The organism is Streptomyces sp. NRRL S-87, from assembly GCF_000719335.1.
Classification (GTDB): Bacteria; Actinomycetota; Actinomycetes; order Streptomycetales; family Streptomycetaceae; genus Streptomyces.
The window spans coordinates 1-11,984 of sequence record NZ_JOGB01000014.1; the positions used below are offsets into that span (position 1 = coordinate 1).

11 protein-coding genes are annotated in these 11,984 nt (G+C 71.4%); 3 read left to right on the forward strand and 8 right to left on the reverse strand.

What is annotated here, in order from left to right; genetic code table 11:
* Positions 1 to 279 precede the first annotated feature (279 nt).
* The 4 genes from IF43_RS0110910 to IF43_RS0110925 all read right to left on the reverse strand — a co-directional run bounded on the left by IF43_RS0110910 (position 280) and on the right by IF43_RS0110925 (position 2,901).
* Entirely contained in the window at positions 280 to 1,494 is a 1,215-nt protein-coding gene (locus tag IF43_RS0110910) for an RNA polymerase sigma factor (RefSeq protein ID WP_030197503.1), read from the reverse strand.
* Complete coding sequence (locus IF43_RS0110915; RefSeq protein WP_030197506.1) at positions 1,491 to 1,922, reverse strand: YciI family protein; 432 nt, start codon at positions 1,920 to 1,922, stop codon at positions 1,491 to 1,493. Before IF43_RS0110915 ends, IF43_RS0110910 begins: the two co-directional genes overlap by 4 nt.
* A gap of 171 nt (positions 1,923 to 2,093) precedes the next feature.
* Positions 2,094 to 2,591, reverse strand: a complete 498-nt coding sequence (locus tag IF43_RS0110920) for a hypothetical protein (RefSeq protein ID WP_051795092.1) — start codon at positions 2,589 to 2,591, stop codon at positions 2,094 to 2,096.
* Position 2,592: 1 nt separating this feature from the next.
* Positions 2,593 to 2,901, reverse strand: coding sequence for a hypothetical protein (locus IF43_RS0110925; protein WP_051795094.1), 309 nt, complete (start codon positions 2,899 to 2,901; stop codon positions 2,593 to 2,595).
* Positions 2,902 to 3,070: 169 nt separating this feature from the next.
* On the opposite strand from IF43_RS0110925, the gene IF43_RS0110930 reads away from it, so the two are divergent.
* Positions 3,071 to 5,704 (forward strand): tetratricopeptide repeat protein, encoded by a 2,634-nt coding sequence (locus tag IF43_RS0110930; RefSeq protein WP_030197515.1) that lies wholly within the window; start codon positions 3,071 to 3,073, stop codon positions 5,702 to 5,704.
* Between the two features lie 520 nt (positions 5,705 to 6,224).
* Here the strand turns inward: IF43_RS0110930 and IF43_RS0110935 are convergent.
* Entirely contained in the window at positions 6,225 to 7,202 is a 978-nt protein-coding gene (locus tag IF43_RS0110935; protein WP_234332097.1) for a helix-turn-helix domain-containing protein, read from the reverse strand.
* 388 nt (positions 7,203 to 7,590) lie between these two features.
* Positions 7,591 to 7,983 (reverse strand): ATP-binding protein, encoded by a 393-nt coding sequence (locus tag IF43_RS0110940; protein ID WP_030197528.1) that lies wholly within the window; start codon positions 7,981 to 7,983, stop codon positions 7,591 to 7,593.
* 154 nt (positions 7,984 to 8,137) lie between these two features.
* Between IF43_RS0110940 and IF43_RS0110945 the strand changes: the two genes are divergently transcribed.
* A complete protein-coding gene (locus IF43_RS0110945) occupies positions 8,138 to 8,995 on the forward strand; it encodes a helix-turn-helix transcriptional regulator (protein ID WP_030197531.1) in 858 nt (285 codons plus the stop codon).
* The gene (locus IF43_RS0110950; protein ID WP_030197534.1) at positions 8,992 to 9,183 is read left to right on the forward strand and encodes a DUF397 domain-containing protein; all 192 of its coding nucleotides are present in this window, start codon (positions 8,992 to 8,994) and stop codon (positions 9,181 to 9,183) included. The genes IF43_RS0110945 and IF43_RS0110950 overlap by 4 nt, the downstream gene beginning before the upstream one ends.
* Before the next feature lie 163 nt (positions 9,184 to 9,346).
* On the opposite strand, the gene IF43_RS0110955 is transcribed toward IF43_RS0110950, so the two are convergent.
* Positions 9,347 to 10,228 carry a geranyl diphosphate 2-C-methyltransferase gene (locus tag IF43_RS0110955; protein WP_030197537.1) on the reverse strand — a complete coding sequence of 294 codons (882 nt, stop codon included), beginning with the start codon at positions 10,226 to 10,228 and terminating at the stop codon, positions 9,347 to 9,349.
* Positions 10,229 to 10,376: 148 nt separating this feature from the next.
* Positions 10,377 to 11,939: a family 2 encapsulin nanocompartment cargo protein terpene cyclase gene (locus IF43_RS0110960; protein ID WP_078910066.1), complete on the reverse strand. Its 1,563-nt coding sequence runs from the start codon at positions 11,937 to 11,939 to the stop codon at positions 10,377 to 10,379.
* Between the last annotated feature and the right edge of the window lie 45 nt (positions 11,940 to 11,984).

Below are 11,984 nucleotides of genomic sequence, written 5' to 3' on the forward strand. Positions count from 1 at the left end.
AGGTGGCGGCTTCCGGGTCCGGTGGGGGCTGGGCATACGCCGCCCACGATCGCTACGCCCCTCCGGTTCGGGTGGCGGGTGCGGGTTGGTGGGGGCTGGACATACGCCGCCCACCATCGCTATGCCCCACCGGTTGAGTTGGCGGCTTCCGGGTCCGGTGGGGGCTGGACATAAGCCGCCCACGATCGCTACGCCCCACCACTTTCGCGGGCGGCCGCCGGGCCCGGTGGGGGCTGGACATAGGCCAACTACTAGGTCCGATGCGGCCCGCCCGCAGGGTCAGGGGTCCAGTCTCGCGGCGCGCATCTGGAGGTAGCGGCGTTCCGGGAGGGTGAGGGTGGTGCGGGCGGCGGTGCGGTAGGCGTCGGCGGCGGCCTTGCGGTCACCGGTCCGTTCGAGGAGGTGGGCGCGTACGGCGGCCAGGCGGTGGGAGTGGGGGAAGTCGGGTTCCAGGGCGTTCAGGGCCGTCAGGCCGACTTCGGGGCCCTCGACCATCGACAGAGCCACCACACGCCCGAGTTCGGCCATGGGATCGCTCTTGGGCGCAAGGGCCACCAGGACGTCGTAGAGGGCGAGGATCTGGGGCCAGTCCGTGGTGTCGGGGCCCGTGGCCTCGTCGTGGAGGGCGGCGATGGCGGCCTGGAGTTGGTACGGGCCGGGCGGGCCCTCCGTCAGGGCTTCCTCTACCAGGGCGGTGCCTTCGTCGATCGCCGCCCGGTCCCACAAGGTGCGGTCCTGCTCGCCCAGCGGGATCAACTCGCCCTGCGGGCCCGTGCGCGCGGCGCTGCGTGCCTCGGTCAGGAGCATCAATGCCAGGAGGCCGGTCACCGTGGCCTCGCGGGGCAGCAGTCGGCGGGTCGCGCGGGTGAGGCGGATCGCCTCGCGGGCCAGATCGGCGCGGTGGAGGGTGGGGCCCGAGGTGGCCGTGTAGCCCTCGTTGAAGATCAGGTAGAGGACCTTGAGGACGGCGGGGAGGCGCGCGTCCCGGTCGTCCGGCTCCGGCGGGCGGAAGGGGTGGTCCCGCAGCTTGGCCTTCGCGCGGCTGATGCGCTGGGCGATCGTGGCCTCGGGGACCAGGTGGGCGCGGGCGATCTCGGCCGTGGTCAGGCCGCCCACGGCGCGCAGGGTGAGGGCGACCTGGGCGGGCGGCGGGAGCGCCGGATCGCAGCAGAGGAACAGCAGGGTCAGCGTGTCGTCGTCGGCGGGAGCGGCCCGGACCTCGCGCGGTTCGAGGCGGACCGCGGTCTCCTCCCTACGGGAGCGGGCGGCTTCCGAGCGGAGGGTGTCCATCAGCCGGCGGGAGGCGACCCTGATCAGCCAGCCGCGGGGGTTGGCCGGCACGCCGTCCCGGGGCCACTGCTCCGCGGCGGCGAGCAGGGCTTCCTGCACCGCTTCCTCGGCGTCGTCGAAGTGGCCGTACCGGCGTACCAGCGCGCCGAGGACCTGCGGCGCGTGCAGGCGCAGCAGGTCCTCGGCACCCTCCGGTGCGGTCAAGCGGCCCCACCCCCGAGGTCCGCGCCGCCGGCCTCGTCGATCTGCCGGATCACGACCGGATAGACCGGTGCGCCGTCCGGCTGCGGGCACTGAGTGACGCGCGCGGCGATCTCGGTGACGCGTTCGAGGCTCTCGCAGTCGAGGACCCAGTACCCGGCGAGGACCTCCTTGGTCTCCCCGTACGGCCCGTCGGTGACGACCGGCTTGCCGTCCCCGCCCGCGGTCACGAACCGCGTCCTGGCGGGCTCGGTCAGCCCCTGCGCGTCGACGAGCTCCCCGCTCTCGGCGAGGTCGTCGTTGATCGCGTTCATGTGGGCGAACATCGCCCGCAGGTCCTGCTCGCTCCAGGCCGGGCTCTGCGCGGACGCCTTGCCGTTCATAGCGTCGTAGTCGGCCTGTGCTCCCTGCACCATCACCAGATACTTCATCGCCGTCTCCTCCGTGCTCAGCCCCGTGCGGGCTGCTTGCACAGGAGACGTCGGAGCCACCCGCCGTTTCTCGACACCTCGGCCGCACCGATTCGGATTCCCCCACCTCCCCGACACGGATTCCCCCAGAGGGACGAGCGTCCCCGCGCCTCCGTCCCGCGGCGGCTGGGATCACCAAGCGGAGGCGACGCCCAGGGCGGCGATCAGCTGAAGGGGATACTCACGATCGGCCTGGCCGATCGTGAGGCCGATCCACCGGTCGGAGTCCGGCAGTCGCCACACGTGCATCCTCCCGGCGACGTTGCACAGGAACAGGAGAGGCTGGGGAGCGGCGTACTCGGGATCCGGGTCGTCGAAGCCGAGGTACGGCCACAGGTCGACGACCTTCGGGTGGCCCCACCTACTGGTCATGGTCTTCACCAGCGCAGCGAGATCTGCCTCGAGCTCCAGCTCGGCCGCCTCGACGACCTCCTCGCTCCGGTCGTCCCAGAAGTCCCGGCTCTCGCGCAGCACGGCCAGGTGGTATCCCGGCCCTCCCCACCTGCCGTCCTTCGCCTTCCCCGGCCCTACCTCGCGCTCCGGGAACGGCCGCGCGATCAGATCATCGACCGTTGCCACATGTCCGTCAGCCGCGCCCACGGCTGTCGAGTCGGTCTCGCGCTGCTGCATGTCAGGCGACCTCGAAGCCGTTCTGGATCACGCCGTACTCGGTGGGCGTCACCCAGCAGGTGTAGTGGCGGCCGAGGAGGTCGGCCTGGTCGATCCCCAGCCCCTGCGCCAAGACGTCCGCGCCGGTCTTGAAGGTCCGCGAGGGGTCGTCTGCGGCTTGGTAGTGGGCCAGGGCTCCACGGAGTGCGACCACGACGTACTCCACCCGCCGCCCCTCGCCGACCTGCGACTCCTCGTGCTGCCGGTCGTGCTGGTCATCCCTGACCTGCCCGCAGAGCCCGCACCGGTCGTCGTCGTGTGCGCCATCCATGCCGCGCATCGTACGGCCCCGCGCAAGCCTGTCCGACAGGACGGTAGGTGATGGCTTCCGCGCGGCGGGCGGAATCTGGGGCCGGCCCACGCATCGGCGTCCGGATTGCGGGTAGGCAGGTTGAGCAGGGCGGTGCGGCCCATCCACGGCCGGCTGACGGGGGGCTGGAATGCTGGCGGAGGCGCTGGAGGCGTTGGCGGCTGCGGGTGGCACTGCGGTGGTGCAGGCCGCAGGAACCGAAGCGTGGGCTGCCGTGCGGGAACGGGTCGTGCGGCTCTTCAGCCGGTCCGGATCCCGGAATGTCGACGCGGTGTCGGCCGAACTGGACCGTCTCGCAGCCGGGCAGGAAGGTGCGGCAGGTAGCCTCGAATCGGCTGCGACGACATGGCGATCCCACTTCGAAGGCCTGCTTCAGCAACTCGACGGTCCCGATCGCGAGTCGGCCGTCCGGTTGTTGCGCGAGTTGGTCGGGCTCTCGGGCGCGGCCACGGCCGTCACGGCGTTGGGGAACAACTCGCTGGCGCTCGGCGGAGACGCCAGGATCGTGGCCGAGCGCGGTGGTCTCGCGGCCGCGACGGTCGGTACCGCGTTCACCATCGGGCGCACCGGAGTGGCCGCCGGACGGGTGGATCAGCTGAACGTCTACATGCAGAACGACCTCCGAACGGGCGCGACGACCCTGAGCCCACCCCTGGCCCGACGGCACCCCCACCGCCCGCCACGTGGAAGGGAAGCCCTCCTGGAAACCCTGGCCGATCTGCTGACCAACGCCTCGGGGGGCGCGGCCCACATACTTCACGGCATGGGCGGTTCGGGTAAGACCACCCTGGCTCTGGAGACGGCGCATCACGCCACCACACACGGTATTCGGGTCTGGTGGATCGGCTCCGCAGACAAGGACGCGTTGGCCTCTGGGCTGCTCACGGTCGCCCGACAGGCCGGTGCCACGGACGAGGAAATCCGCACCCTTGACAGAGCCGACGTGCTCTGGGACGCCTTGGAGCGGTACGACCAGCAGTGGCTGCTGGTCGTGGACGGCGTCGACGATCCGCGGCTCCTCGACAACACCGGCCGCCTGAGCGACGGCACCGGCTGGATCCGCCCGCACCGGGGGAGCGGACTGGTACTCGTCACCACGCGGAACGGGGCACCCGAGGCGTGGGGGCCGGGCTTCCGGCTGCACCACGTCGACGGCCTGGCGTCCGCGGATCCGGACGGGGAGCCGACAGAGGCCCCGTCGCCCGCCGCTCAGGTCCTCATCGACTACGCGGGTTCCGACAAGGGGTCTCTCCGAACCGCCGAGGCACTGGCGGAGCGCCTCGGCGGGCTACCACTGGCTCTCCGACTTGCGGGCAGCTACATCGCAGACGTGTCAGAGCAGCCCTGGCCGGACGCTGCCGCGGCCCTGACCTTCTCGGCCTACCAGCAGGCCCTGGAGGAGGGACGTCACGGTCGGTTTGACCCGAACCGAGTCATCAGGGGCGCAACGATGCTGAACCTCGACCAGTTGGCCAGCCGCGGCATGTCACAGGCACGCCCGCTGATCCAGCTGCTGTCCTCCTTCGCGGAGGCACCTCTTCCCTACGTGACGGTGCTCCGCCCGGACAGGGTCGCAGCTGCGGCTCCCCTTGGTGTCATCGATGGCGCTCAGCTCTGGCGCCTCCTCAAGGCACTCGCCGATCTGAGCCTGATCGAACTCGATGGTGTATCGGTCGCCCTGCCCATGCTGCGACTCCATCCGCTGGTGCGCGATGCCGCCCGCACGGAAGAGCCCCCTTGGGCGCGAACGACCGCCGGCCTGCTGCTGAACCAGGCCGTCGACGCCCTGCGCGACCAGGTCGAGGACCCCTCCTCATGGCCGCAGTGGCACGCGCTTGCGCCACACGTGTTCCGATCCCATCGGCTGGCCGTCGAAGCGGTGGACGATGACGAGGCGATCGTGAGAGCGGGCACCGCAGCGCTGGCCGTCGCACGGTACTTGGACCTTCGAGGCCTCTACTCGGAGGCCGAGAACCGCATCCAGCAGGTCTACCTGGCGCGGCGCGACCTGTTCGGAGACCACAATCCGGCAACCCTGGACGCCCGCTACAACCTGGCCCGCATGGCGCGTAAGCAGGGCCGGCTGGAGGAGGCCGAGGCGGAGCTGAGGACCGTCGCGCAGGAGCTGCGTCGACTCCTGGGTGAGGACGACGCCGGCGGGCTCCTCGTCCGCCATGCCTGGGCCATGGTGCTGCGCGAGCTCGGACGGCTGGAAGAGGCGGAGCTGGAGCACCGAGAGGTCTGGCGGATCCGGGCCCGGATCTACGGCGAAGACCATCCTGACACCCTCAACTCCCGCTACAGCCTGGCCAGGATGGCGCGCGAACGGGGCGACCTGCCGCATGCGGAGGCGGAGTACCGTAGCGTCCACCGAGCGCGCCAACAGGTGCTTGGGGAACGCCATCCCGACACGCTGGCCACCCGGCACAGCCTCGCGGTTGTGGCCCGCAGGCTCGGGCGGTGGGACGAGGCCGAGGCCGGGTTCCAGGAGGTGCTCGCAGCCAGGATCGAGATTCTCGGAGCGGAGCATCCTTACACCCTGATCACCCGCACGGAGCTCGCCCTGCTGGCCTGGGAGCGGGGGGACCTCGGCTCCGCCGAATGCGAACTGACCACAGTCCTGGAGATGCGGACGAGGGCCCTCGGAGAGAGCCATCCGCAGACCGCATGGACGGCCGCGAATCTGCAGCACGTCCGCCAGCTCCGAAGCGGCACTCCCCCGACACAGGTCGGCCCCGCTCCCCAGCAGGGCCCCAGCTACTGAGGCGGCGCCGTACCGCCAGATCACGAGCGGGTCTGCCGACTGAGCGGAGCACTCGGTGAGGTGCGCCGACAAGGGCCTACGTCCGGCCCACCGAACCCAGAAGCCACCAGTGGGGCGTAGCGATCGTAGGCGGCCTATGTCCGGCCCCCACCGGACCCGGAAGCCGCCACCTCAACCGGAGGGGCGTAGCGATCGTGGGCGGCCTATGTCCGGCCCCCACCGGACCCGGAAGCCGCCAACTCAACCGGAGGGGCGTAGCGATCGTGGGCGGCGTATGTCCGGCCCCCACCGGACCCGGAGGCCGCCACCCGAACCGGTGGGGCGTAGCGATCTGAGGCGCTGACCCGCTGGCCGGACTCAACGGGCCGGAGTCTTCACGATCGTCCCGGGCGTCCTTCTGGGCCTGTCCGCCGAGGTTTTGCTTTTCCGGGCCGGGTCGGGGGGTCAAGGGTGGAGCGCAGCGGAATCGCCGCAGGCGACGCCCGAAGGGCGCCTTCGGGGCCGAGTCATCACCTTCATGCTAGGCAGCCTTTCTGTCGTCGTCCGTGCACTTGCGGCAGCGGCCGGGTGTCGGGGCGCGGAAGGCGCGCTCGCAGCCGTCGCAGGTCTGGAAGGGCTGGACCACGCGGTCCGGTGTCGGCGGACCGGCCGGCAGCGGCGGGCGGTGCGGCACGGGGACGGGGAAGGCGGCCTTGAGGCGGTACGCGAGGAGGCCGGCCGGGTTGCGGAGGTCGGGCGGGACGTCGGTGGTGAGGGTGCGGCGTACGGCCTCGGGCGGGGCGGTCTCCAGCCAGCGGACGACGCCGGGGACGAGGCGTTCGACGTCGCGCTCCGCCAGCAGGAGGCGGGGCTCGCGGGCGCGGAGGCCGGCGAGGAGGTGCGCCGCCTCCCGCTCGAGCAGCGTCCGGAAGCGGGTCCAGTGCGGTCGGTCCGCCGGCTGCGGGAGGTCGGCCGCCGCGTCGCCGGTGGGCGGTTCTCCGCCGGCAGCGGGCACCGAGCCGAAGGCGGGCGCCCGGGCGGAAGCCGGCGCCGGGGCAGGCCCGACCGGCGGGCGGGGCGGCGTCGGCGGAGTCGGAGGCCTCGGCAGGTCGGGAAGCTCCGGCGGGTCGGGACGCTCCGGCGGGTCCGGCGCGTCAGGAGGCTCCGGCGGGTCAGGAGGCTCCGGCGGGTCCGGCGGGTCAGGAGGCTCCGGCGGGTCAGGAGGCTCCGGCGGGTGCGGCGCGTCAGGAGGCTCCGGCGGACCCGCGTCCAGGGGGACGTTGTACGACACCGTCCGGGTGATCACCTGGCCGGTGGAAAGGCGGAGGCGGGTGCGGCGCAGGTAGCCGGCCTGCTCCAGTTCCCGCAGGGCCCGGCCGATGCGGTGCTCGGTCTCCGGGAAGCGGTCGGCCAGGGCCTTGATGCTGACCGGGGTGCCCTCGGGGAGGGACTGCACGTGCACCGCCACGCCGATCGCCAGCAGCGAGAGGGACGCGTGCTGGGCGAGTTGGTTGGCCACCACCGTGAAGTGGCTCGTGAGGGGGATGTTGGAGTGCGTGACGCCGGAAAGGCCACCGGATCGAGCGGTTCGGGGCGGAATACGGCGTGCTGCGGGCAGGCCCGCGTTAGGCTGTTGGAAGACCATCGGGAAGGGTTTCGCTTCCTCGTGGATCAGGCCCTCGGCCGGGATGCCAGTCCCGCCGGGGGCCGTCTCTGTTTGTGGGTTGTGGCGCGAGCATATGCCCGCCAACCGATCCCGAATCCAGTCGAGTTGGGATAGTTCACCCATCCGAGCGATCACGGGCCGAACGGGGAGGCTGGAGGGGTTGGTTCGGTTTCTTTCCCCCGGTTCTTTGGTCTTTTGACGCCGGGTCCCACCACTCCGCGGACGACCGGGTCGTAGGGAATCACGACCCGGTTCGAACGGCCAGTTCGACCCACACCGTCTTGCGCGGCGCGGGCCCGAGAGTGACTCCCCACCGGTCGGACAACTCCCGTACGAGCACCAGCCCGAGCCCCGGCCCGCCCTCCGCCGGCAGCCGGTCGGCCCGGGTGTCGGCCACCTCGATACGGAGGGTGTCCGCGTAGACGGCCAGCCCGAGCTGGAAGTCGCGACCGGGGACCCGGCCGTGGGTGATGGCGTTCGCGGCCAGCTCGGCGACGATGTGCGCCGGGGCCTCCAAGGGCAGCCCCCAGGAGCGGAGTTGCTCGACCGCGAGCAGGCGGGCGAGGCGCGCGCCGCGCGGGGTGGAGGAGAGCTGCACGCTGAAGAGGAGGAGCTCGCGACTTTCGAGATTCATGTCACTCAGCGTGGCGATGCGTGCATACCGTGAACAGCGCCAGCGCCCGCGTGTACGGAGACTGTCCGGTGCTTGTCCGGTCCTGTCCTGCCTGTCCGGAGCTCCGGGAGGGGTACGGCGCCGTTGAGGTTGTCAGCACGTGGGAGGTGCGCGGATGAGCGAGGACAACGAGGACAGGGACGACTCCGGCTGGGACGTCGACCCGGAGGACGAGCAGGGCGCGGCGGTCGTCGCGGCGGTGGGGCGCCAGTTGAAGGTGTGGCGCGAGGCCGCGGGAATGCGCGTCGCCGACCTCGCCCGGGCCATGGGCTACGGCGAGGACCTGGTCCGCAAGGTCGAGGGGGGTACGCGGATCCCCCGCCCCGAGTACCTGGACAAGGCGGACAGGGTCCTGAAGGCGGGGGGTCGCATCGCCGCCATGAAGCGGGACGTGGAGACGACTCGATATCCGAAACGCGTACGCGACCTCGCCAAGATGGAGGCGAGGGCGGTCGAGATCGGCGCCTATCGGATCCACGGCATACACGGCCTGCTGCAGACGGAGGAATACGCGCGAGCCCTGTTCGAGATGCGACTACCTGCTTACTCGCAGTCCGAGGTGGATCGATTCACGGCTGCGCGGACAGCTCGCAGGGCGATCTTCGACCGGGACCCTGCACCGTACCTCAGCTTCGTCCAAGAAGAGGCCACACTGCGGCGACGTATCGGGGGCACAATGGTGAGGCGACGGCAACTCGAACATCTGCTGGAGGTGGTCCAGTTGCGCAACATCGCATTCCAGGTGATGCCGACGGACGTCGAGGTCCACGCCGGCATGGACGGCGGCATCGAGGTGCTCAAATTCGGAGACGGCTCGGCCGTCGGCCGGTCCGAGGGAGCCTTCGGCGGGCGGCCCGTATCCGACCCGCGGCAGCTGCGGATCTTGGAATTGCGCTATGGCATGATCCGGGCCCAGGCTCTCACGCCCAGGGAGTCGAAGGCCTTCATCGAGCACGTGCTGGGAGAGACATGACCCGCAACCCTGAGCTGGCGTGGTTCAAGAGCAGCTACAGCGACGGCAGCGAAGGCGACTCCTGCGTCGAAGTGGCCGCCACCCCGCACACCATCCACGTCCGCGACTCCAAGGACATCACCCGCCCCCGCCTCACCTTCGGCACCACCGCCTGGGCCGGCTTCGTGGCGTACGCCGCGGCGCGCTGACCCGGGAGGGTCAGGGCGGAACGCCAGCGGTTGGCTCTGGCGGGCGGAGCGGTCGTCGCCATGGCCGTCGAACAGCGCGTACGAGCGGGCAGTTGCGGGCAGCCGAGACGCCGGGCCCCGTCGCACGACGGACCCGGCGCTCGGGCGGTGACTCAGGCTTGGCTCAGACGCGGTCGGCGGCGATCAGGACGTACTGGAACGAGCCGTCCTCGTAGGACTTGATGAACGCCTCCTCGATGCCCGTGACCAGGGACGACGTGGCCCGCAGCTTCCAGTACGGGAGGGTGTCCGGGGTCAGGTCGACGACGGCCTGCGGAACGAGGCGGTTGTCGGCCATCGCCTTCAGGTACTCGCGGCGGGAGTGGATGTTGCACTCGAAGTGGGCGTTGATCTGAGAGACCCACTTTGACGGCTGGCCGTACTTGGGGTTCCAGCAGCCCGTGATGGTGACGTAGCGGCCGCCCACGCGGAGGATGCGGGAGTGCTCGGCCATCAGGTCGTCGAGGTCGACGTACATGCTGGACTCGTTGTTCCACGAGCCGGCGACGGAGCCCTTCTCGAAGGGCATGTCGAGCATGTTGCAGACGCGGGCGGCGACGTGGTCTGCGATGCCCAGCTCGCCGGCGCGGCGGTTGCCGAACTCGGCCTGCTTCGCGGACAGGGTGACGCCCTCGACCCTGCACCCGAAGCGCTGGTGGGCCATGACCGAAGAGCCGCCGCGGCCGCAGCCGGCGTCGACGAGCAGGTCGTCGCGGCCGATGGGGCCCAGGTGGTCGAGGAGGACGTCCGTCTGCGCGGACTCCAGGCGGTGCAGCTCGGCGATCAGCTTCTTCTCGTACTCGCTGTCCTCGGGGTCGCCGAGGGCCTCCTGGTCGATGGCGCCGACGCCGTAGTGGTGGTGGTACAGGCCGTCCACGTCACCCAGCTTGAGGTTCACCGGCCGGGCCTCGCCGTCCCAGTAGCGGGCGATGTCGCCCTGGTAGGGGGTGACGGGGGCGGGGATGAACGTGGTGGTGCCGACGGTGCTGGTCACAGACAGATCCATTCCTCTTGCCAGATGGGGGTTACAAGGGGGAAGCGAGGTTCAAGGGGCGCCGGGGCACAGGGGGGTGCCGGGGCACAGGGGGTGCACGGTTCGCACGGCATGCCGCATTACGGCGTGGAACCTGCGACTCGTCCTTATGCGCGCTGGTTTACCAGAAATCAGGCAGGCTGTACCGGTACGTGTTGGTCATGTGCCAGTAGTGGTTGCCGTCCAGCCACACCGCCACGCCGCGCAGGAAGCGCTGCACGGTCGGCAGCGGCACGGCGGCCGCGAACTCGGCCGAGGCGGCCTCGAACTCGTGCATGAGCTCGTTGTGGACCTCGACCGCCTTGAGGTAGCCCTCGCGGTCGGATAGCCGCTCGCGCTCGGAGATGACCACGGGCAGGTTGAGGTGCTTGCCCGGGCTCTTGAGCTCCTTGGTGTACGAGTACAGGTCGTTGACGATCGTGGTGGCGTTGCCGGCCAGGGCGATGACCCTCTGCAGGCCCGGCTGGGCGTGCAGGTCGGCCGGGAGCTCGTAGCCGCCGACGGTGTCGGTGATCGTCGGGCAGGGCCGGAAGTTGTTGAACTGCCGCATCGCCAGGTACTCGTACACCTCCGGGACGTAGTCCGTCTCGGCCCAGGCGGCCTCGGCGAGGTAGCCCATGTGCAGGCGGGCCATGTCGTGCCGGAAGCGGTCCGTCTGGGAGGGGGTGGCCTGCCGGGCGAAGTACTGCATGGCGGACGTGTACGCACGGCGCGGCGCGTCGGACTGGAGCGAGTCCAGCCAGGCCGGGCCGTACTCCTTGGTGGTGTGCAGGGCGTCCAGGGCGGTGTGCGCCAGCAGCAGGCGGCCGCCGAGACCGACCGGGGAGCCGCCGTGGTCCTCGCAGTAGCAGTCGTCGACGACGTTCTCGGCGACCATGAGGCGGGTGGCGACCATGAGGTGGTCGACGGTCGGGGCGTCCGGGTGGCAGGCGACCATGTACCGGCCGACCGAGAAGCCGTCGAACTGGTCCTCCCACTCCGGCGGGTAGAGCGCGACCTCGTCGACCGCCCAGTCCTTGATGCGGCGGCTGACCTCGGCCACGCGGGCGGGGTCGGGCTCCGGGACGGGGTGGAAGTAGAGGCCGGGGATGGGGATGCCGTCGGCCTGGGACGGCGCGCCCGGCCCCGCCTCCGGGTCCGGGAGCTCCGCGGGGGCCGGGGAGGCTGCCGGGGCCGCCGGGGCCGCCGGGGCCGCAGGGGTCTCCCTCAGGGTGAGGAACAGCCCGCTCGTACCGAGACCGCCGGGGCGGATCGGGACGCGCCCCAGGGCCGACGCGGGGCCCGTGGCAGAGGCCGTGGCAGAGGCCGTGGCAGAGGCCGTGGCGGGGGCCGTGGCGGGGGCCGGAGGCTCCGGAACGCCGACCGGCGCCGGCGGGGCCGTCACGGAAGCCGGGGCCGCTGCGGAAGCCACCGCCTCCGCCGGGGCCGAGACGTCGGCCGGGGCCGGGGCCGCGACCTCCGGGGGCGGTACCGGCAGGACGAGTGAGGCTCCGGCCAGTGCGGCGGCCCGCCGGTAGGCGGAGGCGAGGACGTCCAGGCCGGACGTTCCGGGGGCGGAGGATCCCGGTTCGGGGACAACAGAAGGCAGGGTGGAAGGCAGGACGGAAGGCAGGGCGGACTGCAGGGCGGACTGCAGGCTGGGCTGCCGGCTGGACTGCAGGGGGGAAGGCCCAGGGTCGGGCATCCGTGGCTCCTTGCTGAGGCTCGCTGAAGCGGGGGTCCGGCCCCG

Excerpts from the sequence above, each read along its gene's own strand:
- IF43_RS0110960 (WP_078910066.1), bottom strand. The coding sequence starts at position 11,939 with ATGCCCGACCCTGGGCCTTCCCCCCTGCAGTCCAGCCGGCAGCCCAGC.
- IF43_RS0110945 (WP_030197531.1), top strand. The coding sequence starts at position 8,138 with ATGAGCGAGGACAACGAGGACAGGGACGACTCCGGCTGGGACGTCGAC.
- IF43_RS0110955 (WP_030197537.1), bottom strand. The coding sequence starts at position 10,228 with ATGGATCTGTCTGTGACCAGCACCGTCGGCACCACCACGTTCATCCCC.
- IF43_RS0110930 (WP_030197515.1), top strand. The coding sequence starts at position 3,071 with ATGCTGGCGGAGGCGCTGGAGGCGTTGGCGGCTGCGGGTGGCACTGCG.
- IF43_RS0110925 (WP_051795094.1), bottom strand. The coding sequence starts at position 2,901 with ATGGATGGCGCACACGACGACGACCGGTGCGGGCTCTGCGGGCAGGTC.
- IF43_RS0110920 (WP_051795092.1), bottom strand. The coding sequence starts at position 2,591 with ATGCAGCAGCGCGAGACCGACTCGACAGCCGTGGGCGCGGCTGACGGA.
- IF43_RS0110950 (WP_030197534.1), top strand. The coding sequence starts at position 8,992 with ATGACCCGCAACCCTGAGCTGGCGTGGTTCAAGAGCAGCTACAGCGAC.
- IF43_RS0110940 (WP_030197528.1), bottom strand. The coding sequence starts at position 7,983 with ATGAATCTCGAAAGTCGCGAGCTCCTCCTCTTCAGCGTGCAGCTCTCC.
- IF43_RS0110915 (WP_030197506.1), bottom strand. The coding sequence starts at position 1,922 with ATGAAGTATCTGGTGATGGTGCAGGGAGCACAGGCCGACTACGACGCT.